We start from the raw sequence: 23259 nt of genomic DNA on the forward strand, positions 1-23259 counted from the left end.
CGCTGGCTGGACCTGGATGGCGTCTGAACGAGGCTTGACAGGTCCGTTGCGTCGGACATGAATTTCGCATTGCAAAGTTCTTCCGCAGACGCCTCAAGCACACTGCACTGGCGTCACGTACTCAGACGTTGAATGCGGCACCGCACCATCACCTCAGGCGCAACCATGGCACGCGCGCTCCCCGGCGTGGTTGACCCCATCCTGTCCAAACGAGACTGCGACATAAGCGGGACGCACTGACTTAGGTCAGAGACCAGGACGAGCGCGCAACGAAAGAATGATGGATCAGCGACGTGGGATGACAGCTCCTTGCACACCTCAATCCTGACAAAGTACCGGGACCCCCGGCCGCCTTGGTATACCATCTATCCGACTGTGCCAGACTTCTCTGCGGCAGTTGGTGCTGACGATTATGAGGAATGGCTGGGGGGCCTCCCGGCCCACGAATCGGTGTCGCTCTATTTCCACATTCCGTTTTGCCGATCCATGTGCTGGTATTGCGGCTTCCCTACCGCGGTCATCCGTCGCAACGGCCCGATCCTTAATTATTTAGCGGTGCTGCGTCAGGAGATCAGTTTGGTGTCGGAGCAAGTGCGGCAAGGCTGCCGGTGAGCGATGTGCATTTCGGCGCGGAACGCCTCACCTTATCGGGCCAGCCGAGCACTTGGCGCTGATGGAATTTCTACGCCGCCACTTCGCTTTCAGCAAAACTGCTGCGATCGCCGTGGAGATCGATCCCCGAACGTTCACACCGGAAATGGCCGAAGCCCTGGCAGCTAACGGTGTCAACCGCGCGAGCATCGGCGTGCAGAGCTTTGATCCCGATGTGCAAAGGCGATCAATCGGATCCAGAGTAAGGTGCAGACGGCCGCTGCAGTCGAAAATCTCCGCCGGCATGGCGTTGGCCATATCAACTCCGACCTCATCTTCGGTCTATCGAAACAGACTGTGCAGTCCTGCATCCAGACCGCGATGGCTGCGGTCGCCATGCGCCCCAACCGGCTTGCGGTGTTCGGATACGCGCATATTCCTTCCGTGATAAAGGATCAGCGCCTAATCGAGCAGGCAGGTCTACCGGACGGTGATCTTCGCGCCGAACAGGCTGCAGCTGTCGCCGAGACACTGGTTGGCGCTGGCTACCGGGAGATCGGGCTCGATCATTTCGCTCCGCCGGACGACGAACTTGCGCTAGCGCAGAAGACCGGGCGCCTACGGCGTAATTCGCTGGGATACTCGGCCGATACTTGCAAAACCGTGATCGGCTTCGGCGCGTCGGCTATTGGCCGAGTCCGCGAGGGGTATGTTCAGAACGAAGTAACACGGGATTCTTACGCCCGGCACATCGCAAGTGGACGTCTGGCGACATCAAAGGGCCACCGTCTGACCGACGATGACCGGGTGCGCGCAGCGATCATCGAGCGACTGATGTGCGATTTGGAGGCCGACGTGCCGACCATCTGTGCCGCCCACGAAATCGAACCAGCTCGTTTTCTCGATTCAGTTGAGAGTTTGGTGACGCTGGCTGAGGAGGGGATCCTGGACGTCGAAAACGGCTTCATCCGCGTGCGGCCGGAGCACCGCTTTGTTGTTCGCGCCGTTGCTGCTGCATTCGATGCTTTTCTCGCGAATCGATGAGTTGAGGCCACGACGCCGAAAGGCATCAGACCTTGTTTGGCGCTCGTCGGCATGGGCTCTCGCAGAAGACTCCGCAAGCGTATGCAGGGGACTTCCACTTGACGCCGCGTTCACCATCATCTCGCCTGGGTGCGCGCGAAAGCGCACAACCCGGAGCACGCTGCTCTCGGTGTGAGGCTGTGCTCTGCAAAGCACCGGTGATCCACCCTGTCCCTGGACAGCAGCTTGATGGCGTCATCTTGGAGGACGAGAAAAGATTGTCGAGGTACGGGTACGAATTGCCTCGGTCGTCCGTTCAATCGAAAGCACTGTCTGCGGAGGCACCTCTCCTTCATGCAGTGACAGGAGATGCTGGGCGACTTCCTTATCTGCTGCGGTGAGTCGATGATTTAGGCGGAGAAAGTCCATCCAGGTGGGGGTGCGGAATGTCTCCGTCCAAAGTGACGGTGTTTGCAGATTTCGCTGGAGCGTCCAGTTTCGTGCACCGGCACGGCTCTGGACGTGTCGCCGCGTGCGCATGGAGCCCAGAAAGGCCTCGATATTTTCCTCCGATATCAAATACTCGACCTTGGCCACGATAGGGCCACTTCTGGGTTTCAGATCGAGAGCCACGTCCGGCGGATGAAAAACTGAACTTTCTTGGTCGGTTTCTTCCCAGGGACGGACCGGCAACACGATCCCCGCTGCTGCAACCAGCAACAGAGCGCCTGCGGCGCCCTCCAATGCTGAGGTCAAGGAATAATTTTGCGCGACAGAACCCCAGATCCAGCTGCCAGCAGCCATACCGCCTGCGCTCAAGGCGTAGTAAATGGAGAGCGTGCGGCCTACAACCCACCTTGGGCTTGCCAACTGCACCGACACGTCAATGCCCGTCCAGGTGATAAGCCAACCCGCTCCGCCGAGCGCCAGCGAAATGGCCGCCACAGGAACCGACGATGTAAGGGCAAGGGAGAGGCAACAGACTGCACAAGCCACAGAGGCGAAGGCCACCAGCCTGTTTTGAGACGTGACCTTCCTCAAGAAGCCGTTGCCCATGCCCGCGATGAAAGCACCCATGCCGAAGCCGGCCAATAAGATACCGTAGACAATTGGCCCACTCTTCAACTGATCCCGGACCACGAGGGGGAGCAACGCCAGAATGGAGATGCTTGCCAATCCGAAAAGAGCGGCTCGGGCGGTCGCTGCCCTGATCTCCAAAGACATCGCCGTAAAGCGCACTCCGTCATGAATTGCCGTCGTCATTCTCTCACGAGGGAGAGGCGAAGAGCGGACCTCCCATTTGGTGCGCCATATCGCGCTTATGGGCGCCAGATCACTCACCGCAGCCAAGGCGAAAGCGGCCAGCGGCCCAAAGACGGCCAGGATCACGCCCCCCAAGGCCGGACCAACGCTGCGCACAATGTTGTATCCGACGGACATAAGCGTCACTGCGGCCGGAATGTCGCGTTTGTGAAGGATATCGCCGACCGAAGCGTGCCAAGCCGGATCATTCAAGGCAAAGCCGCAGCCGGCCAGGAAACCTAACCCGAGAATCAGCCAAGGACTGACAAATCCCAGACCCACAGAAATCATCAGCGTCGTCGACGCCGATGCTATCAGGCAGTGTCCCGCAAACATCACCCACCGGCGGCTGAAGTTGTCGGCAATGGCTCCGGCGAAAACTGAGAGGAAGAACACCGGCAATGTGGATGCGGCCTGGACGAGTGCCACCATGAGGTCGGACGCTGAAATCGTTGCCATAAGCCAACTGATGGCGACCGTTTGCACTAGCCAACCGAGGCTCGAAATCTGGGTGGCCGCCCAAATTGAGCGAAACACCTTGTTTCGAAATGGGGCGAGCGTCTTTGAAACGGGCGGTTGAGGATTTTCGCTCTGCATGAGGTATTGCTGGCCTTCGATGAGCGCTGCGATTTGAGCAAGCGGGTCGATACTTAGACATCGCGGAGCACCGCACGGAACCCAGCTCTATGGAGCTTGCCGGCGACTATTTACGTATTGAGCCATTCTCATAGTCTCATTCATGAGCAGTCCTGTGCGCAAGCATTGCTTTGCTAAATTCCCACCACAAGCGCGCCGCCGCTGAGACCCGCACCCGCTGCCGCCAAGAGGACTTTCTCGCCAGGCCGAAACGGCTGCGCCCGATGGGCCAGCGACAATGAGAGCGGGATCGTCGCGGCGGAAGAGTTGCCATATTCGGCGATCGTCTTGACGATCGAGTGATCAGCGATGCCGAGGTTCCTGCCGACCGCGTCGAAAATGCGCGCATTGGCCTGATGCGGCACGAAACGATTGAGGTCTTGCGGCCTCAGTCGGGCAGCAGTGAGCGCATCTCTCGAGCAGGCGGTCATCATCTCCACGGCCTTGCTGAATACTTCACGGCCGTCAGTGATCGTCATCCGTGTCTGCGCGAGGTCGAGGTCGGCATGGAACGGAGTGTTGCTTCCCCCGGCGGGAATCTGGATTAGCCCGTAGCGCGAGCCGTCGGAATCCACCGAAGCGCCGAGAATGCCTCGATCCGGGTCATCGCAAGGACTGATCACCATGGCGCCGGCGGCATCGGCAAACAGCACGGCGCTGGCGCGCTCGGCCAAATTGATGCGGTGGCTGAGGATGTTGGCGGCGATGACAAGGCTCGCTTTGCCGTGCAGGCGGGTGAACCCGTCGGCGAACATCAGCGCATAGATGAAGCCGGCGCAGGCGCCGGTCAGGTCGATCGCTCCGGCGCGGCCTAGCCCCAGCCGATGTGCGACCAGCGGCGCGCTTGGCGGCAGAAGGTGATCGGGCGTCGACGTGGCGAGCAAGAGTAGACCGACGTCGCCGCGGTCGATACCGGCATTGGTCAGCGCCATGTCGCCGGCAGAGGCGGCAAGGCCCGACAGCGTGTCTTCGTCTGTTGCCCAGAAGCGCGAGCGAATTCCGGTGCGCCGCTCGATCCAGCCGGGCTCAAGCCCGAGCCGGTCTTCGATTTCCGGGTTCTCGACCTTGCGCGCCGGCGCATGATGGCCGAAGCCGAGAACGCGCGACGATAGGTTCATGGCCGCGAGCCGAAGCGTTCGCCGGCCTCCTCTATCGCGTCATAGAGCCCGCCCAATTCGTCGCTGGTGATGCAATAGGGCGGCAGAAGATAGAGGACATTGCCGAGCGGGCGCACCAACAGGCCGCGCTCAAGGAAAAAAGCGCGCAGTTTTGGCCCGATCTCGGCCAGATAACCGGCTGAGCCGGTGCGTAGGTCGAGTGCCGCGATGGTGCCGGTTGTCCGGCAGTCGGTGAAATATGGATTGCCCCGGAAGCGTTGCAGCCCGGCGGCCTGCCTCGCGCTCAAGACCGCGATCCGCTCGGCCACCGGCTCGTCACGCCAGATCTCGACATTGGCAAGTGCTGCCGCGCAGGCGATCGGATTGGCGGTGTAGGAGCTCGAATGGAAAAACGTCTTCTTGCGATCCTCCGAAAAGTGAGCGTGGAAGATGGCATCGGTGGCGATCGTGGCGGCCAGCGGGATGGTACCACCGGTCAGACCTTTCGACGTGCACAAGATGTCCGGCGAGACGGACGCCTGTTCGCAGGCAAACATGGTTCCGGTGCGCCCCCAGCCGGTCATCACTTCATCGGCGATCAGCAGCGTGCCGGAGGCTTCGGCGATCCTCTTCAATTCGGCAAGAACCCAGGCCGGATACATCAGCATGCCGCCGGCGCCAAGCACCAGCGGCTCGACGATCAGCGCGGCTGCGCGCCGGTCGCGGCTAACGGCCTCGAACCGATCCAGCGTTTCCTGCTCGCGCCCGGCGGCCGGGAAGGGGATGGCGTCGACCTCGAACAGCAAAGGATCATAGGCGGCGTTGAAGACGCCGCGGGCGCCGACGCTCATCGCCCCGATCGTGTCGCCATGATAGCTGTGCTCCATGACGGCGATGCGCGAACGCGGCGCGCCGATGTTGCGGAAATAGCCGAGCGCCATCTTCAGCGCGACTTCGACTGAGGTCGAGCCACTGTCGGAATAGAACACCCGGTCGAGGCCGGCGGGTGCGATGCCGACAAGCGCCTCGGCCAGCCGTTCGGCCGGCTCGTGGGTGAAGCCCGCGAAGATGATCTGGTCGAGGCTCGACGCGGTCGTCTCGATGGCCTTCATGATGCGGGGGTGGCGATGGCCATGGGTGACGACCCACCAGGAAGAAATCGCATCGAGGATGCGGAAGCCGTCGGCCTTGTGGAGATAGGCGCCTTCAGTCAGCACGATTTCAGGGACCGAGGGCTCTAGCGCGTGCTGCGTGAACGGATGCCAGACTCGAGACTCCGCCATCAGTCGCCTCCGGCAATCATGGCCAGGTCGAAGCCGGAAATCATTGCATCTCTCAACGTTTCACCCGTCAGCGGACCGAGGTGCGGCAGCCTGCCCAGCTGCGGCACGCAGCCGAATTCCACGATTGTCCTTTGTGTATCGGCCACCTCTTCGCCAATGAAGGCAATGCCGATGAGCGGGATGGAGCGGGCTCTCAGGGCCTCGATCGACAACAGCGTATGATTGATGGTGCCAAGCGCGGTGCGGGCGCACAGTATGACCGGCAGCCGCCATTGTTCGAATATGTCAATGAACCTTGTCTGTCGATTGAGCGGCACCATCAGCCCGCCGGCGCCTTCGATGACGAGCGGTGTCGGCAGGACCGGAAATGAAAGATCGTCGGCCTCGATCGCGACGCCGTCGATTTCGGCTGATCGATGCGGCGACAGCGGCATCGTCAGTCGATAGACTTCGGGCAGCACGCGTCCGTCGGGCAAGCCGGAAAGCCGGGCGACGACCTCGCTGTCGGTCTCCTCGTTGAGGCCCGATTGCACCGGCTTCCAGTAGAAGCCGTCGAGCAGCCCGGCAAGTCCGGCCGAAAACACTGTCTTGCCAATTCCAGTGTCTGTTCCGGTGACGACGATGCGTTTGGTCATGCTGTGGCCAACACTCCGACGAGAGCCTCGACCATGGCGGAAATGTCGGCTTCGTCGACGTTGAGAGTCAGCGAAATGCGCAGGCGCGACGTACCCTCAGGCACTGTCGGCGGGCGAATGCCGCGTATGTCGAAGCCGCGTGCCTGCAGTCCTGCCGCCACCGCCATGGTGCGGCTGTTATCGCCGATCACAAGCGGCTGGATCTGCGAGCCGCTGGGCATCACGCCGCAGCGTTCGGCCAATTGCCGGCTCGCGAAAGCGACACGCTCGTGCAACTGAGCACGACGCATAGGCTCGTCAGACAGAATAGTCAGCGCCTCACGTGCCGCGACTGCCATCAGCGGCGATGGTGCGGTCGCATAGATGAATGGCCGGCACCGGTTGATAAGATAGTCGCACAGTGTTCGCGGTCCGGTAACGAGCGCGCCGGATGCGCCAAGCGCCTTGCCGCATGTGTGGAGCGTGACGATGTTGTCGCGGCCTTCATACGCGGCGGCCAGTCCCCGGCCGTCCGGTCCCCAGACGCCGGTGGCATGCGCTTCATCGACGACGATGAATGCCTGGTACCGATCAGCCAGCGCGACCAGGCTCTCCATCGGCGCACGGTCGCCATCCATGCTGTAAAGGCTTTCGAAGGCGATCCACACCCGCCCCATGCCGCCTTCGGCGCGCCAGCGGGTGATTGCGTCCTCGACAGCGTCGACGTCGTTGTGCGCGGCCAGCTTGAACTCAGCGCGCCCGGCCTGGGCACCCTCATGCATGCTGGCATGAGCGAGCTCGTCGAGGACCAGCAGGTCGCCTTTCTGCGGCAGGGCCGTCAGCAGAGCGAAGTTGGCGATATAGCCGCTGCCGAAGAACAGTGCACGCTCGGCTCCGAAAAATGCCGCTGCGTCCGCCTCCAGTTGCTCATGTTCCGGTGCATTGCCGCGCAACAGCCGCGATCCGGTGGCGCCCACTGGCGTGCCCCGCGCAATCGCCGTCGAAACCGCATCGCCGAGTCTTTTGGAGGCGGCAAGTCCGATATAGTCGTTCGACGAGAAGTCGAGCCCGGCGCGCGGTGCGAGCGTCCGTAACCGGTCCTTGCGCCCCAGTCCCCGCAAGGTTGCGTCATAGCGGGCAAGAATTGCCTCCTTCATTGCGTGGCGAGTTCCATAGGCTCAATGCCGAGGCGCCGGAACAGAAGGGTATCCTTGTCCTCGCCGGGATTTCCCGCCGTCAGCAGCGTGTCGCCGACAAAGATCGAATTGGCGCCGGCAAAGAAGCACAGCGCCTGCGTTTCGTCGCTCATCGCCGTCCTGCCGGCGGACAGCCTTACATAGGATTTCGGCATCATCACCCGCGCGAGCGCAACGATGCGGACGAAATCGATCGGATCGATGGCGTCGGCCGCGGCAAGCGGCGTGCCTTCGATGGGAATAAGCATGTTGATCGGCACGCTTTCCGGCGGCTCGGGCAGGTTCGCGAGCGTGACCAGCATGTCGATGCGATCGGTCTTTTCTTCTCCCATCCCGACAATGCCGCCGCAGCAGACTTTCATCCCAACCGCGCGCACGTGCCCAAGCGTTTCCAGCCGGTCGGCAAAAGTCCTGGTTGAAATAACCTCGCCATAGTAGCGCTCAGAGGTATCGATGTTGTGGTTATAGTAGTCGAGACCGGCCTGCTTCAGGCGAGCAGCTTGCTCAAGATCAAGCATGCCGAGCGTCATGCAGGTCTCCATGCCGAGGGCCTTGACGCCCTCAATCATGGCGACCACAACGTCCATGTCGCGCTCCTTGGGACTTCGCCACGCCGCGCCCATGCAATAGCGCGTTGCGCCGCCATCACGCGCCATGGCCGCTTCGTCGATGACATGCTTGACGTCCACCAGCTTCGACGCCTTCACACCGGTTTCGTAATGCGCAGACTGGCTGCAATAGCCGCAATCTTCGGGGCACCCGCCGGTCTTGATGCTAAGGAGCCGCGACAGCTGCACTCGGTTTCGATCGAAGTTCTGGCGGTGGATCGTCTGAGCTAGGAACAGCAGATCGTTGAATGGCATGCCGTAGATGGCCTCGGCCTCTTTGCGGTTCCATCGCGGAGGCGTTCCATCGACCAATTGCATGGTCTGGTTCACGTCGAACTCCGAGTTCATTCCAATCGTCATCGTCAAACCTTTGTTTGCTAGTCCGGTACGCCTTCTTGGCTTTGGGGCGCACTCGCTAAAGGCGAGCTGCGGCACGTCTTTCCAGCACCTCCTACGCCTGCCGAGCTGATGTTGCTCCTCACGCCGTAATCCTCAGTTCAAGTGCTTGCAGATGTTCTGGTGGTCCGGCATGTCCAGGCCGATGTCGAGGATCGGGGCGCTGTGCGTCAGCCAACCCATGGAGATGAGATCGACACCGGTCGCCGCAATCGCCGCCGCCGTTTTCGGCATCACCCGACCGGACGCCTCGGTGATCGTACGGCCATCCACTATAGAAACCGCGCGGGCAAGATCCTCGACCGACATATTGTCGAGCAGCACCGCGTCAACACCAATCGCGAGCGCTGCATCGAGCTGCTTCAGCGTGTCGACCTCGACCTCGACCTTCACCATATGCCCTGCTGCGGCGCGCGCCCGCTCTATTGCTGTGCGGATATCGCCGGCGATCGCGATGTGGTTGTCCTTTATGAGCACGCCGTCATCGAGGCCGAACCGGTGATTGGCACCGCCGCCGACGCGCACGGCGTATTTCTCCAATGCCCGCAGCCCGGGCGTCGTCTTTCGCGTCGATACAATCCTCGCCTTGTGACCGCGCACGGCCTCAACCATGGCCGCTGTGGCAGTGGCAATGCCGCTCAGCCGGCATAAGAAATTGAGGGCCGTGCGTTCGGCCGTGAGCAGGCCTCGTGCGGGTCCGGACAATCTTGCAATGGTTTCCCCGGCCCCAACCTCGCTGCCATCAGGGCGCCAGATCTGGATGTTGATCGCCGGTTCCACGAGAAGGAAGGCATACGAGACCAGATCGAGCCCGGCAACGACGCCCGCCTGCCTCGCTTTGAGCACCAACGTGGCAGTGCAATCATACGGGATAACCGCATCGGTGGTCAGGTCGCCGGATCTGCCCAGGTCTTCGAGGAGCGCAACGCGCACAATCGGTTCGATCAGGGTCGCGGGGAGGGGGGAGAATGAAGTCATATCAAGTGCTCCGTATGGTAGCCCGGCAATCGAGTGCGGCCGCGGCCCGCATTGCGCTGTGCAGTGTCAGCCGTGATGGGCGCACGTTGGCATCGTGGAGCGGGAAATCGGACCGACAGTGCGCGCCTCGACTCTCTTCCCGCCTCAGGGCCGCCGCGGCGATCATCAGTGAGACCAAAGCCGGACCAGAGGCAGCGACACTATTGGCTGCGATCGGCAGCAGGGTCGCCACCGCTTCGCGCATTGCCTCGCCGTCGCGGATGATACCCAGGGCGGCGGAGACAATCGGGCGGACCACGGAAGCGTCTGGTCGTGGAGGGACGAATGTGGAGCATCTGCGCGGTCGCCGGGTATACGACGTGCCGGCAACGCTTTCGGCAACCCAGCTCGCGGTGACCGCCGCTTCGGTGAGCGAGTTGCTGGCCAGGCGGTTGGCGCCGTGCAGGCCGGTACAGGCCACCTCACCGCAGGCCCACAATCCCTCGATGGAGCTGCGGCCGGCGCTGTCTACGGCGACGCCGCCCATGTGATAATGTGCCGCCGGGCGCACCGGGATCAGGTCGGTCGCGGGGTCGATTCCTGCGCTCCGGCACAATTCGGCGATGCCTGGAAAACGCTTGCCAAATCTCGGGCCGAGACTTTGCCGTGCGTCCAGGAATACGCGGCGTCCAACGGCAAGCTGGTGCCAAATGGCGCGCGCTACGACGTCGCGAGGCGCAAGTTCACCGCCAGGTGTGTCGGCGAGGAAGCGCTCTCCTCGCTCATCGATGAGCACCGCGCCTTCGCCACGCACGGCTTCGCTCACCAGCGGCATCGGCCGGCGCGGACCGTCGAGCGCAGTTGGATGGAACTGTATGAATTCCAAGTCGGCGAGTTCCGCCCCCGCCCATGCGGCGAGCGCCAGCCCGTGACCCCATGAGCCAGCGGGGTTTGTCGTGTCGCAAAACAGCCCGCCGACGCCGCCGGTCGCCAGCACCGCTCGACGCGTGGGCAGAGCGAGCGCGCCGGCTCGTCCTGCTGCGACCACGGCGATGACCGACCCGTCCTGCACGACCAGCCGGCGGACCTCCACATTTTCGATAATGGTGATCGAGGCTGTACGCCGAACCGCGGCGACGAGCGCGCGCACCAACTCGCGACCGGTGGCGTCGCCGGCTGCATGCACAATCCGCCGTCGCGAGTGTGCCGCCTCGAGCCCAAGTCGCAACGCGCGGTCAGGGTGCTGGTCGAAGTCGACGCCGAACCTTTGGATCGTCCTAATCGCTTCGGGTGCAGCTCGTACCACTCGCCGCACCGTGGCCTCATCGCAGAGTCCGTCGCCGGCAGCTATCGTGTCGCAAAGGTGAAAATCTGGGCCGTCGTCGCCCCCGAGACTTGCCGCAAGACCGCCCTGGGCAAGTTCACTGCAGGCTCCGGTTCCAAGCGGCGCGTTGGTCAAAAGCACGACCGGTTCCGGCGCCAGATGAAGCGCCGTCATCAGGCCGGCAATGCCGCCGCCGATGACGACCGGCGCCCCGGCGATGTCGCGAACCTCCAGACTCATAGGGAAAGCATGCGCTCGACCGCGCGGCGGGCGGGGCCGGCAATTTCGGGATCAATCCGGACCTCATGCCGGTTCTGCTCGAGTGCGGCGCGAATGTTGGCCAGGTTGATGCGTTTCATGTGCGGGCACAGATTGCATGGGCGAACGAACTCGACGTCGGGATGCGCGACCGCGACGTTGTCGCTCATCGAACATTCGGTCAGAAGGACGACACGCGTCGGTTTCTCACGCTCGACATAATCCGACATCGCCGCGGTCGAGCCGGAGAACTCCGCCTCCGCGACAACGTCTGGTGGGCATTCTGGATGGGCCAGCACGATGACGCCTGGATGGGCATCGCGCAGTTCCCGGATGTCTGCTGCGGTGAAGCGCTCATGCACCTCGCAATGGCCTTTCCAGGCGATGATCTCGACGTCTGTATCGGCTGCCACGTTCCTCGCCAGATATTCGTCCGGGAGCATCAGCACACGCGCCACGCCAAGCGATTCCACCACCGCCTTGGCGTTGCCGGACGTGCAGCAGATGTCGGACTCCGCTTTTACGGCGGCGGAAGTGTTGACGTAAGTAACAACGGGGACCCCCGGATACCGCAGCCGCATTAGCCGCACGTCGTTTGCCGTGATCGATTCGGCCAGCGAGCAGCCGGCGCGGAGATCCGGGATGAGCACGGTCTTGTTCGGATTGAGCAGTTTTGCCGTCTCGGCCATGAAATGAACGCCGGCAACCACGATGATGTCGGCGTCGACCGTCACCGCCTTGTGGGCCAACGCCAGGCTGTCGCCGACGATGTCTGCCACGCAATGAAAAATTTCGGGCGTCTGGTAATTGTGCGCCAGCACCACCGCATTGCGCTCACGCTTCAGCGCTAAGATGGCTTCAATATCGCCGGCGAACGTGGGCCATTCAACGGGTGGGATCACCCGCCGGACACGCTCATACAGGGACGCAGCCATGGGTAACGCCCCAGTCATTGGCGCCTCGATTATATTCGGTTTGACAATAAGGGAATATATCTACCTTGACTATAAGTATGTCAAGCCCGCGCCAGCGGTAATTTTGTCCCGGCGATAGCCCTGTCGTCGAGGACGGCATGCCGGAAGCGATAAAGCTTCGCCGGTCGTCCGCCTGTGTCGAGGGAGGTCTCCCCGGTCTCCTCAACAAGTTCCTGCTGCTCGACCAATCTCCGGAAGTTCGGCTTGTTGATCAGCCTGCCAGCCAAAGCTTCCACGGTTCGCTGCAGTTGCAGCAGCGTGAAGGAAGGCCGCATAAGCTCGAACACGACCGGCCGGTATTTGATCTTCGAACGCAGCCGCGCGATCCCGGTTGCCAGAATACGACGGTGGTCAGCGACCATTGGTTTGCCAGCCGCGGCCGCAATCGCGTCCCTGCCGCCACCGGCCTCCTCAATCAGAGCAGCTTCATAGAGCAACTCGTAGCGTTGGAGCGTGAGTTCCTCGTTCCAATGGCGGTCGTCGAAGCCGAAGGCTATCGCAGCGCGCTGCCGGCGCTCGCGTTGAGTGGTCGGCTCGCTGGCGCCGCCGGCCCACTCAATCAGGCGGGGCCGCAATCTATCGAGCAGCACAGGCGGCGTGCCGAAGCGGTGGTCCTCCCAGGGAAAATATTCGTACCAACTTTGCCAGCCGCACGCGGCCGAGTTCGTTGCCTGTTCCTTCCTGGTCAATGCGAGATAGCTGATTGAGATGACGCGCTGGTGGCGCTCAGTGCCGATGCGATCGCGATCGGCGAAGGTGTAGAGTTGCTCGATGTATCCAAGTGCATGGCCGGTCTGCTGCTCCACCCACCCCCTCAAACCCGACTGCAGTGATCGATGCTCAAGGGCAAAAGGTCCAGAAGGGAGGGTGTCCGCATGACCGACTGTGAGGACACAGGGCTCACTGTCGTTTACGGCGACCACGACGGCAGTCAGGTCCACTTTGGCTTCGTCAGCTTTGACGGCGGCTTTGCCTTTCTTGGTTCTTCTTGTCTGAGGATCCATGTTTGCGAAAGCGGGTTGGCCCAACGGAGCGCCTTAATCGATTGAATGTAACCTTGGCAGCCAGCACGTCAACACCGGAGTACTCAAGCGCTGCTTTTAGCTCTTCGCAGTCGCACAAAAATATGCCAAACGCGACACCCGCTGTTGGTAACGTAAGGGAAGGGGCCTCGGTTGAGCGCGGCTGGTGAGATAAAAGGGATGACTCCTCCAGATATTCGATCGCGAAAAGGCCAGACGCCACTTGTATGCTTGACGGCCTACACCACGCCGGTCGCGAGGCTGCTCGATCGCCACTGCGACATCGTTCTTGTCGGCGACAGCGTCGGCATGGTGCTGCACGGCCTGTCGTCGACGCTGGGGGTCACGCTCGACATGATGATCATGCACGGACAGGCCGTTCGGCGCGGCCTTGAACACGCGCTGATGGTCGTCGACCTGCCCTTCGGTTCCTATGAGGAAAGCCCAGAGCACGCTTTCGGCAACGCTGCGCGCGTGATGGGTGAGACCGGTTGTTCAGCGGTAAAGATCGAGGGCGGCGAGACCATCTCGGAAACCATCCGCTTCCTTACCGCGCGCGGCGTACCTGTCATGGCCCATGTGGGCCTGACGCCGCAGGCGGTAAACACGTTTGGAGGCTATCGTGTGCAGGGCCGGGGAGCCGATGCAGAGCGGATCAGGCGCGACGCCAGGGCGGTAACCGAAGCGGGCGCCTTCTCCTTGGTGCTGGAAAAGATACCGGAGCAGCTTGCACGGCAGATAACCGCCGATATCGACATACCCACAATCGGCATCGGTGCCTCGCCAGCTTGCGACGGCCAGATTCTGGTGAGCCACGATATGCTCGGGCTCTTCACCTCATTTCGGCCGAAGTTCGTCAAACGCTATGCCGAGCTCGGTGAGCAGGCTGAGGCGGCAATCGCCGCTTACGCCACCGATGTGCGGAACCGGCACTTTCCGGCGGTCGAACATCTCTATGTCAACGCCTTTAAGGCCGGTGACTTCACATGAGCGTGCCGATCGCTCGAACCGTGAGCGAGCTGCGCGGCGTCGTTGCGCAATGGCGTCGCTCGGGTGCCACGATCGGTATTGTGCCGACCATGGGAGCCTTGCACGACGGGCATCTGAGCCTCGTGCGGAAGGCGCTCGAAAGGGCCGAGCGGGTGATCGTAACGCTGTTCGTAAACCCCAAGCAGTTCAACAGCCCCGCCGACCTGATTGCCTACCCTCGGACGGAAAGCGACGATGCTGCCAAGCTCGCTCTGCTGGGCACGCATCTGCTCTATGTGCCGGACACAGAGGAAATGTACCAGGTGGGCTTCGCCACGGCCGTTTCAGTGTCCGGCATCAGCGAATGCCTTTGCGGCGCATTCCGGCCCGGCCATTTCAATGGCGTGGCGACGGTCGTGGCCAAGCTCTTCCTGCAGGCCGGCGCTGACTTCGCCTTTTTTGGCGAAAAGGATTTTCAGCAACTTCAGCTTGTCAGGCGCTTGGTCCGGGATCTCGACATTCCGATCACTATTGTGCCCTGTCCGACAGTCCGCGAAGCCGATGGTCTTGCGCTATCGTCGCGTAACGTGCGGCTCTCCCCAGCCCAACGCGCCATTGCCCCAAAACTAGCATCGGTCCTGCTCGATACGGCCGAGCGGCTTGCACGCGGCTCCCCCATCCTGCCTACGCTTGATGAAGCGCGTGCAGCAATTCTGGCTGCCGGCTATCGCGAGCTCGAATACCTGGAGCTTCGCGGAGAAACAGACCTGCAATCGTTAGCAAGCCTTGACCGACCGGCACGCTTGCTTGCTGCGGCTTGGCTTGGCGACACGCGGCTCATCGATAACGTCGCAATATCACCCATTGGTAGTTGGTCAGGTGGGCGGAGCTCTCTCCAATCGGAAGCAGCACAGCAATTGCGGTGATGACGGCGGCGCGTCGTATGCCCTGCAGGGACAGGCCATCATTTAGAACCACGTCTCCGTCGGCTTCCAGCAACCTCCGCGAGGTACGCTAAGCGCAGATGCATCGCGTATTTGAAACCTTGGTCGAGCAACTCTCTGCAAGCGTCGATGCCGTCGATCTCCATGAGGCAATGGCGTCCGCCGCAGCCGGGTTCGACTTTCCGCTCTTCGCTTATTTCACCTACCCATCCGCTTCCGGCGACAGGCCACGATTTATCTCGAATTATCCATCATCATGGACATCACATTACCTGCAACAGCGCTACCACAGCGTGGATCCCGTGATCCTGCGGGGACTGCGGGGCTGGGATACCTTCGACTGGGGTGTGGACCGCGATCACCGTTATTTGCCGACCTCTCAGCAGGAAGTCCTGGAAAAAGCAGCTGAGTTCGGCATTCGCGGCGGACTGACCATGTCGATGCATGATCATCGCGGCCGGTTCGCCGCACTGACCTTCGCCTCCAACGAGGCGCATCCGCCATTTCTGAGGTCGCTGACGCGCTACGAAAAAGCAATGCAACTGGTTGCGATCAACGTTCATATCCATGCCCGGCGCAGGCTCGCCGAAGATTGCGTGGTAGATGGCATAACGCTCACCCGGCGGGAGTTCGAGTGCCTGAAATGGGCGGCGTGCGGCAAGTCGGCCTGGGATATCAGCCAGATTCTCGGTGTCTCGAAACGCACCGTGACCTTCCATCAGGAAAACGCCAAGGCGAAGCTTGGCGTGCGAACCATCAACCAGGCCGTAGTGCGGATGGCTGCTCGGGCGAGATCCTGATCCTCTCCAAGTCTAGCTGTAAAGGTCTACAGGCTGCATTCATGACGGCTTTGCCCTTCGATTGCGTGGACACATCCCGCACGGAGACGACAATGATGCAGCTGATAACACCCGACTGCTACGCCGAGTTTGCGAGCGAACTCAAGGAAATGCACGGACTTAGGTATCGGGTTTTCAAGAAGCGGCTCGATTGGGAAGTGCAGACCGAAGGCGAAATGGAAACGGACCCGTTTGACAGCCTGAACCCCGTCTACCTGCTTCTCAAGGGGTCCGATTGGCGAACTTGCGGCTGCGTCCGCCTTTTGCCGACCACCGGACCGACAATGTTGCGCGATACGTTTCCGACGCTGCTGGATGAGATGGTGGTCCCTGCGAGTGCCGATGTCTGGGAGAGTAGTCGTTTCGCGCTCGATCTCCCTGCGACAGCGCCGAAGGCAGCTGGCGGCCTGGCCCAAGCAACCTACGAGCTCTTCGCGGGGATCATCGAATTCGGCTTGGCCAACAATCTCTCCGGGATCGTAACGGTGACAGATACGCGCATCGAAAGGATCCTTCGTCTCGCGACCTGGCCGTTGTCACGTATCGGACAGCCCAAGCAGGTCGGCAACACCGAGGCAGTCGCCGGCTTCCTCGATATTTCCTACGCCAGTCTCTTGCGCATCCGCTGGAGGGGACGCCTCAACGGGCCGGTGTTGTGGCAACCAGTTCTCATCCAATCGGCATAGCGCCTGCGGATGCTCAGCCGTGACTTGAGTTAAGTCTGCTCACGGCCGCCACCGCCGCCGTGAGGGTGAGCGGACCCGCCCCCACGAGCTTTCGACTGTTCCGGTCGATTGGCTCGCGCGGCCGGACTTTGGATTTCCGTAGGCGCAACCCGGAGTCCAGCGTGAGCACGCCAAAATGGCGCCCCTCCGCTTCGTCCAAAGAAGCCAACGTGGCTTCTGAGGTCGTCTTAGAATATTGGACCGGCCGCCGTGAGCGATCGCAACCTCAAACCTTTGCCGGTATGCCGGTTTGGCCGGACCGTCGGCCAGTCGGAGCAGTCCCCTGATAAGGACCCGAGCTGACGCGCGGTCCAACAGCGCCCGAGCCTATGCTTTGTGCATTACCGTTCGGTTGGCCATGTCGTCCAAGACCGCATGAAGAAGGCTTCCAACCTCCTGCGCAGCGAGCTCTGGCGCAATTCCTACATCGGACAATTGAATGAGCATTTTCTTGGCAGAACAGCGCCAGAACGCACTCGCCGCCTCGCCGTTCTTGGTCTCGAGGGCCTGGGCGATACTTTCGACCAATATACGTCGCCGATGCAGCGGAAATACGCAAATGTTTGATTCATGCATCAATCACCTCACAGATTCAGTTCCACAAAGAAAAACACCGGCGTCTTCAAAAGAGCCCCGCTAGCGCGGTGACGGTTCGCGGCGACATGACGAGTTCCACTTCCCCATCGACAAGCCATTGGGAGATGAGCCGCCGGACCGCATATCCGGGACCGCACATAAGGTGAACCACCATTGCTCATCCGGCTGCATTTTCCTGGGCCGTTCGACGAGGCGTTCCAGCCGAATTGACGTCCAATGACTTGATCTCTGAAAGGGCAGGGCGGTACGAATCACCCGATTGTTCCGCTGCTTACATTCCTGCGAGCTTGTGTATGAACGATTAAAGCGTGCCCGAGCCGTTCTTGGTGGCCGCCGAAGAAGGGAATCATGTCATCCGCTGCCTATCGTAGGCGGCGCGACTTCTAGCATGACTGCACTGCCCCGACAGGGCTTTGCAATCGCGCGTTTCGAAGCCTATGCTTTGGCATCGGCCGGCATTTACTTCGGTGCAGCCGACAGTAAGACGTACGCGCTCTTGCCCCGTTGGAAGAGAGCCTTGCCCGATCCCTCTTTCGCGACCAGGTGCTGAAGCCCTCACCCCGCAGGACTTCGCGCTTTTGCGACCATCGCTGCATCACGTCGAACCGGGCATCAAGGACAAGTTGGAGGTCGCGCATCAGCCGATCAAGAACGTATATTTTCCCGAGAGGGGCATCGCGTCGGTGGTCGCCACCATGACCGGCGGGCGGCAAGGTGAAGTCGGCATTGTCGGCGATGACGGGATGAAAGGAATTGCCGTCATTCTCGGAAAGGAAAGCAATACCTGGCGCCTGCCGGTTGAAAACCTTCGCCCTGCGATTAGCCCGTCGCTTCGCACCTCAGTGCTGGACTATGCCCACGCGTTCCTCATCCAATCATGCCGGACGGCACTGGTCAATGGCCACTCCAAGATCGAAGAACGGCTGGCCCGCTGGCAGCTGATGGTCCACGACCGTGCGGAAGGAGATAAGATCCTCCCGACGCATGAATTTCTGGCGACCATGCTCGCGCCCACCGCCCGGGGTCACCACGGCCCTGCAAATGCTTGAGTATCGAGGACTGGTGCACGCCAAGCGCGGCGAGATCACGATCGTGCCGGATTGATAAAGCTCACACATGGCGCTTATGACAAGGAGGAGCAGCGTTATTTCGGCCTGGCCGCTGCCTGAAGCATGTCGGGTTGAAACGGGTTCAGCCGACGTCTCCTTGCCCTTCACCAGGTCGCCCAAAAGCATCAGCGGTTTTGAACGAATCGCAGCGATTGTCCGCAATCGGACATAGGCTTGAAGGCGGTCGAATTCGTGCCATAAGTCGGGTTGGTCAGGGTTCAGGGAGGAATTCGTCATGACCAATTCGTTTCACACCGTCACCGTCGAAAAAGCCGCCGAAGCCTATGTCCTTTCCAGGGGAAGGGTCCGCTTTCTCTCCATGGCGCAGGCGATCCGCACCATCCGAACACTAATGTCGGCATGCAAGGCCACCGAACGCGAGTTGGAGGAACTGTTGGCGGCCGCTTCCTTCGTTCATGCGTGCCCCTTCGACACAAAAACAGCCGATGGTGTAGAACCACGGCTGCATTCCTAAGAGGGCATGCCGCGCCATGCAGACTGTCAGAGGGCATTCGTCAGATGGTAGTCCGCTAACTTAACTGCAGAGTCTAAAGGACGTGTTCCAGCATTGCGAACTCACCGATCGCTTTGTTGCCAAAGCTGCCAGCAAGCGATCGCCTCGTCCATCCGTTTGCACCATCTCATCACAGACATCATCGGCGATGCTACCTGTCCAGCATATGTCCAGCATTTCGCAAGGCGGCCAGAAGGAGCCTCGCATAGCCTGTGACATCGATCTGGGCCTGCATCGAAAGGGGCATGCTGGTCCAGTTCTCCAACGGTGCAATGAAAGGTGAGAAGGTGCCATTGACAAGGCAACAACAGCTAACAAGGCCCTCTCGGTCCAATGCCACCACACCGATCTTGTCGCCTGGATATCCAATGGCTGCGACTCGCTGGACCTCCAGGTCACCGTCCACCCGCACGTCAAAAAGAAGGCTACCACGGCTCCTCGTGGCTATCTCAGCCGCCTTCTCATCAAAGCTTGAAGAGAGCAAGCGGACGCTTTCCACCGCCATCTGGAAAATCACCAAATCCAGTTCATTCACGGCCATATGGGCATTTCCGCGCAATGGGTGGTGATTGCAATGACACATACTGCTTGTTCACAGATGTCGGTCACGAACGATCATTCGTCGGGTTCCGGTTCCGACCAACGGTGTCGCCACCTGATCGTGCTGCGGTTCGAACCTTCCTAAGGCGAGCCGAGCGCGCTATGAGGTTGGAGTCTAGGTCTCGGACCTTGCCTCGCGGCTTGCTCATCTTTGGCAGACCCGCTGCAACGCCGCGCGATGGCGCAAACGCCAGATGACGCTGATCCATCGCTTGATCGTGAACTGAGCTTCTGAACACCATTGGGACAGCAGGGTGGAAGGGCTTGACCAACGCCGCCCCCGTTTTCCAAGAGGACCCGTCCTCGATTGAATCTTTCGAGCCCCGTGCGGCGCGCAGCCAAATGATGACCATCTGGACCCTGCTCGCAGACCGCAAGGCAAAGAGGGAACCTTCCAGGCAGCCAAGCTGCGCCGACGCAAAGAGCGACCTTTGGAATTCCCAAGAATTTAGCCTTCCATAGTTGCGACAGGCAACCACTGCACGAGTGTGGGAGAGCGAATCGCAAGCATTGCGTGAGGTCCTGCGCGTTTTCCCCTCTTTGCTATTTGGCACATCGTTTGCGCCGAAGTGGGCGCAGCGTTCGACCGGAGCACTGCATGGGAGAGGGAGGAGCCCCACCCCGATCCGGTCAAGGAGAGAGACGGTGTTGGTTCCAAGAGTTCCCCGCGCGATCGCAGCGCCCCGCAAGCGCCATTTTGCCCGGACCTACGTGCAGGTACTTGCCGCCATAATCCTGGGTGCCGCAATCGGCTATTTCCATTTGGAGACCGGCCACAGCCTGAAGCCGCTCGGCGATGCCTTCGTCGAGGTCGTCAAGATAATCACCGTACCTGTCATCTTCCTGACAATAGCGACCGGCATTGCCGGCATGAGCGATCTGCAGAAGGTCGGCCGAGTTGCCGCCAAGGCGATGGTCTATTTTCTCACCTTCTCGACGCTCGCTTTTGTTGTCGGGCTGATTGTCACGAATATCGTTCAGCCTGGCGCCGGCCTCAACATCGATCCGGCCTCGCTCGATGTCGAAGCCGTTAAGGGCTATGTGGCCACGGCTCACGAGCAGTCCGTGACCAGCTTCCTGATGAACATCATCCCGTCAACGATTGCCAGTGCCTTCGCGGAAGGCGACATCCTGCAAGTCTTGTTCCTCTCGGTCCTGTTCCTCTCGGTCCTGTTCGGCGCGGTCTGCCGCTACAACGGCCGCTCGCTCTTCTCTCTCGTCCGATACATCAAGGACGAGCTGCTGCTCGCAATGTCCTCCTCAGAGGCCGCGCTGGCCTCGCTCATGGAGAAGATGGAAAAGGCCGGCGCCACGCATTCGGTCGTGGGTCTCATTCCATTCAATCTGGACGGCACGAATATGATGCTCGCCGCCCTTTTCATCGCCCAAGCGACGAAAACTGATCTCCCGATCGGCTGCCGGATCCTCATGCTGTTTGTCGCATTGTTCCCTTCGAACGGAACAACCCGCATTACCGGTGCAGGCCTCGTCACAATGGCTGCAACGCTCTTTCTTGTTCCGGCCGCACCGGTCACCTCCGTGGGGCTTATTCTTGGCGTTGATCAGCTTATGTCCGAATGCCACGCGCTGACGGTTTTTCTCCGCAGCGTAGCGGCAACGCTGGCTGTCACCCGGTCCGGGGCGAGCGGGATAAACGACGATTCGGGGAGCGCCTCACTAGCGGACCGTTCAGCGCTCTGGCGGTGGACGGTCAAGTCGCCCGGCGTGGTGAACACAATTCCCCGTGCGAACGACGCTCAACTATTGGGGTGGACCCGATGGCGCAAAGCCGTATTTGAGAAACCGCCAGATCGCACCGGCACCTGTGCGCCTGTAGCAACTGCGGGGCACGATCAAAACCGACCCATTTTACACCAAAAAGGCGGGCCGTTGCTGCCACGCCGTCCATGGATTGGAGACTCATGTCTAAGCCGACTGCCATCACTGTCGCAGCTCTTCTTTTACTCCTCGCCTTGCTGGCGAGCCAATATAGCGCGAACCTGCACCGGCAGGCGTGGTCGACCGCAGGCAAAAGTGGAGCGGCGCATTCGACAACGATCTTCTTCGCCAATCGCCGGCAACCCGCAAGGCGATGCCGTTCTGGTCATATTCAATGACTACCACAACTGTCCGCATTGCAGACTGGCTGATATCAACTACCAAAAAGCCTCAAGCATGAACCCAATCTGAAGCTTGTGATCAAACAGTTCCCGGTCCTGGGACCGGATTCCCAATTCCCAGCCTTTGCCGCACTCGCCTCGAGAAAACAGGGAAAGTTCGACGAATTCCACCGCGCCCTTATGATTTCCCCCAGTTGAAGGGTCACTCTCAAGATCGCAGCGCGTGTAGGCCTTGACGTTGAGCAGCTCAAGCGGGAATGCAAGATCCGGCCATCGCAGATGAAATGCGCGCGTCCGCGCACTCGCGAAAGGTCTGCACTTAGACGGTACGCCCGCGTTGGTGGTCGGCGATATAGTGGTCGCCGACCTTGTGGACATGGCCAGCTTGCAACGCTTGCATCGCCGATGCGCGCTCAAAGCGTGCTGGCTCTCGTGCGGGGCAGCATCTGTAGACCGGCCACGCTGTTGTTGCCGGAGCGTGCCGTTTGTGGCAGCTGGCTTTGCTGTCGCTCCTCGTAATCTTGTTGCGGTCATCCAGCTGCCGTGGGCGCCAACAACAATCCTGAGCGCCCGCGCCTGAAGTCGCTGGCCGGGTGCTCGTGAACCGAGCCCGCTTTTCTTCGGCAAGCTCAGGCGGTCTTGGCCCTGCGGCATCGCCCCCTGGCGCGGGGCAGCCTTCGGCTGCTGACGGTCGCCGGCCTGTCGGCCGGCGTCTTTCTATTGTGGCCTTCCCCCTGGCGCAGGGTGGGCAGCACTCCCTTCTAGGCCCGCCGCGGCGTCCCGCAACCCTTCGCTTGTCGCTTTCGGGTCCTCCACTCCGTTCCGGTCCTGCTGATGCAGTCCGCCTCCGACGGCGGGCCTTTCCGGTCGCTTTTGCCGCCCACCCCGCTTCCGGGGAGGGCGCGCGATTGTAGAGCGGAGGACATCACGATGCGTGCAAACAACAAACGTTGCGGCAGCCGACAGGCTGGCGCAGACAGTGGCGGGCGCACCGGCGCCAGCCTTTATCAGGAAATCACCGACCGCATCATTGCCGAACTGGAGCGCGGCACCGTGCCATGGGTCAAGCCGTGGGGCAGGGCAAGGACAGGCCTCGGCCTGCCGCGGAATGCGGCCACCCAGCGCCGATATTCCGGCATCAATATCCTGATCCTGTGGGGCGCGGTCATCGAGCGCGGTTTCCCCAGCCAGAACTGGCTCACCTTCCGGCAGGCGCTTTCGCTTGGCGGCAATGTCAGAAAGGGCGAGCACGGCACCACCATCGTTCACGCTGACCGCTTTGTTCCCAAGAACGAAAAGCAACGCGCCGACACCGATGGCGACGAACCGCAGGCGGTGCCCTTCCTGAAGCGCTTCACCGTCTTCAATGTCGCGCAGTGCGATAATCTGCCCGAACATCTTTACGACGCCGGCGAGCCTCTGCCTGAGCGCGAGATGGTCCCGCACGCCGAGGCGCTCATTCATGCAACCGGCGCTGATTTTCGCATCGGCGGCGAGCGCGCCTTCTACATGCCCGGCAGCGACACCATACAGGTGCCGCCGCAGCGGGCTTTCTTCCACC

At 61.1% G+C, this 23259-nt stretch carries 19 protein-coding genes and 2 pseudogenes; 9 read left to right on the forward strand and 12 right to left on the reverse strand.

The window, feature by feature from the left end; all coding sequences use genetic code 11:
- The first annotated feature begins 309 nt into the window (after positions 1-309).
- A pseudogene (gene hemN, locus EN955_RS20675) lies at positions 310-1635 on the forward strand (oxygen-independent coproporphyrinogen III oxidase).
- 234 nt (positions 1636-1869) lie between these two features.
- On the opposite strand, the gene EN955_RS20680 reads toward hemN, so the two are convergent.
- From EN955_RS20680 to EN955_RS20725, 10 genes are all read right to left on the reverse strand, one after another.
- A complete protein-coding gene (locus EN955_RS20680) occupies positions 1870-3513 on the reverse strand; it encodes an MFS transporter (protein WP_024505576.1) in 1644 nt (547 codons plus the stop codon).
- A 173-nt stretch (positions 3514-3686) separates the two neighbouring features.
- Complete coding sequence (locus EN955_RS20685; RefSeq protein WP_024505575.1) at positions 3687-4670, reverse strand: beta-ketoacyl-ACP synthase III; 984 nt, start codon at positions 4668-4670, stop codon at positions 3687-3689.
- Positions 4667-5932, reverse strand: a complete 1266-nt coding sequence (locus EN955_RS20690) for an adenosylmethionine--8-amino-7-oxononanoate transaminase (protein WP_024505574.1) — start codon at positions 5930-5932, stop codon at positions 4667-4669. Before EN955_RS20690 ends, EN955_RS20685 begins: the two co-directional genes overlap by 4 nt.
- Complete coding sequence (gene bioD / locus EN955_RS20695; protein WP_024505573.1) at positions 5932-6567, reverse strand: dethiobiotin synthase; 636 nt, start codon at positions 6565-6567, stop codon at positions 5932-5934. The genes EN955_RS20690 and bioD overlap by 1 nt, the downstream gene beginning before the upstream one ends.
- A complete protein-coding gene (locus EN955_RS20700; protein WP_024505572.1) occupies positions 6564-7703 on the reverse strand; it encodes an 8-amino-7-oxononanoate synthase in 1140 nt (379 codons plus the stop codon). The genes bioD and EN955_RS20700 overlap by 4 nt, the downstream gene beginning before the upstream one ends.
- Positions 7700-8668: a biotin synthase BioB gene (gene bioB, locus EN955_RS20705; RefSeq protein WP_245265416.1), complete on the reverse strand. Its 969-nt coding sequence runs from the start codon at positions 8666-8668 to the stop codon at positions 7700-7702. The genes EN955_RS20700 and bioB overlap by 4 nt, the downstream gene beginning before the upstream one ends.
- 174 nt (positions 8669-8842) lie before the next feature.
- Positions 8843-9724 carry a carboxylating nicotinate-nucleotide diphosphorylase gene (gene nadC, locus EN955_RS20710; protein WP_024505570.1) on the reverse strand — a complete coding sequence of 294 codons (882 nt, stop codon included), beginning with the start codon at positions 9722-9724 and terminating at the stop codon, positions 8843-8845.
- Position 9725: 1 nt separating this feature from the next.
- On the reverse strand, positions 9726-11267 hold the full coding sequence (locus tag EN955_RS20715) for an L-aspartate oxidase (protein WP_024505569.1): 1542 nt from the start codon (positions 11265-11267) through the stop codon (positions 9726-9728).
- Complete coding sequence (gene nadA, locus EN955_RS20720) at positions 11264-12238, reverse strand: quinolinate synthase NadA (RefSeq protein ID WP_024505568.1); 975 nt, start codon at positions 12236-12238, stop codon at positions 11264-11266. The genes EN955_RS20715 and nadA overlap by 4 nt, the downstream gene beginning before the upstream one ends.
- A gap of 62 nt (positions 12239-12300) precedes the next feature.
- Entirely contained in the window at positions 12301-13263 is a 963-nt protein-coding gene (locus tag EN955_RS20725) for a membrane protein (protein ID WP_024505567.1), read from the reverse strand.
- Between the two features lie 171 nt (positions 13264-13434).
- Here EN955_RS20725 and panB point away from each other — a divergent pair, with 171 nt between their 5' ends.
- From panB to EN955_RS20745, 4 genes are all read left to right on the forward strand, one after another.
- A complete protein-coding gene (panB, locus tag EN955_RS20730; RefSeq protein ID WP_024505566.1) occupies positions 13435-14271 on the forward strand; it encodes a 3-methyl-2-oxobutanoate hydroxymethyltransferase in 837 nt (278 codons plus the stop codon).
- Positions 14268-15176 carry a pantoate--beta-alanine ligase gene (gene panC / locus EN955_RS20735; protein WP_024505565.1) on the forward strand — a complete coding sequence of 303 codons (909 nt, stop codon included), beginning with the start codon at positions 14268-14270 and terminating at the stop codon, positions 15174-15176. Before panB ends, panC begins: the two co-directional genes overlap by 4 nt.
- A gap of 98 nt (positions 15177-15274) precedes the next feature.
- On the forward strand, positions 15275-15994 hold the full coding sequence (locus tag EN955_RS20740; protein WP_024505564.1) for a LuxR family transcriptional regulator: 720 nt from the start codon (positions 15275-15277) through the stop codon (positions 15992-15994).
- A gap of 92 nt (positions 15995-16086) precedes the next feature.
- The gene (locus EN955_RS20745) at positions 16087-16719 is read left to right on the forward strand and encodes an acyl-homoserine-lactone synthase (RefSeq protein WP_024505563.1); all 633 of its coding nucleotides are present in this window, start codon (positions 16087-16089) and stop codon (positions 16717-16719) included.
- A gap of 366 nt (positions 16720-17085) precedes the next feature.
- On the opposite strand, the gene EN955_RS35505 is transcribed toward EN955_RS20745, so the two are convergent.
- Entirely contained in the window at positions 17086-17334 is a 249-nt protein-coding gene (locus tag EN955_RS35505) for a DUF6074 family protein (RefSeq protein WP_032899751.1), read from the reverse strand.
- 599 nt (positions 17335-17933) lie between these two features.
- Here EN955_RS35505 and EN955_RS20755 point away from each other — a divergent pair.
- On the forward strand, positions 17934-18404 hold the full coding sequence (locus EN955_RS20755; RefSeq protein WP_245265413.1) for a hypothetical protein: 471 nt from the start codon (positions 17934-17936) through the stop codon (positions 18402-18404).
- 295 nt (positions 18405-18699) lie between these two features.
- Complete coding sequence (locus tag EN955_RS20760) at positions 18700-18939, forward strand: hypothetical protein (RefSeq protein WP_024505561.1); 240 nt, start codon at positions 18700-18702, stop codon at positions 18937-18939.
- 190 nt (positions 18940-19129) lie between these two features.
- On the opposite strand, the gene EN955_RS20765 is transcribed toward EN955_RS20760, so the two are convergent.
- Positions 19130-19519 (reverse strand): hypothetical protein, encoded by a 390-nt coding sequence (locus EN955_RS20765; protein ID WP_024505560.1) that lies wholly within the window; start codon positions 19517-19519, stop codon positions 19130-19132.
- A gap of 707 nt (positions 19520-20226) precedes the next feature.
- On the opposite strand from EN955_RS20765, the pseudogene EN955_RS20770 reads away from it, so the two are divergent.
- Both EN955_RS20770 and EN955_RS20775 read left to right on the forward strand, forming a co-directional pair.
- A pseudogene (locus EN955_RS20770) lies at positions 20227-21213 on the forward strand (cation:dicarboxylase symporter family transporter); the annotation flags it as partial.
- Between the two features lie 1415 nt (positions 21214-22628).
- A partial coding sequence (locus EN955_RS20775) for an ArdC-like ssDNA-binding domain-containing protein (RefSeq protein ID WP_127223446.1) occupies positions 22629-23259 on the forward strand: 631 nt, incomplete at its 3' end.

The sequence above is a fragment of the Mesorhizobium sp. M7A.F.Ca.CA.001.04.2.1 genome, from assembly GCF_003998485.1.
Lineage (GTDB): Bacteria > Pseudomonadota > Alphaproteobacteria > Rhizobiales > Rhizobiaceae > Mesorhizobium > Mesorhizobium ciceri.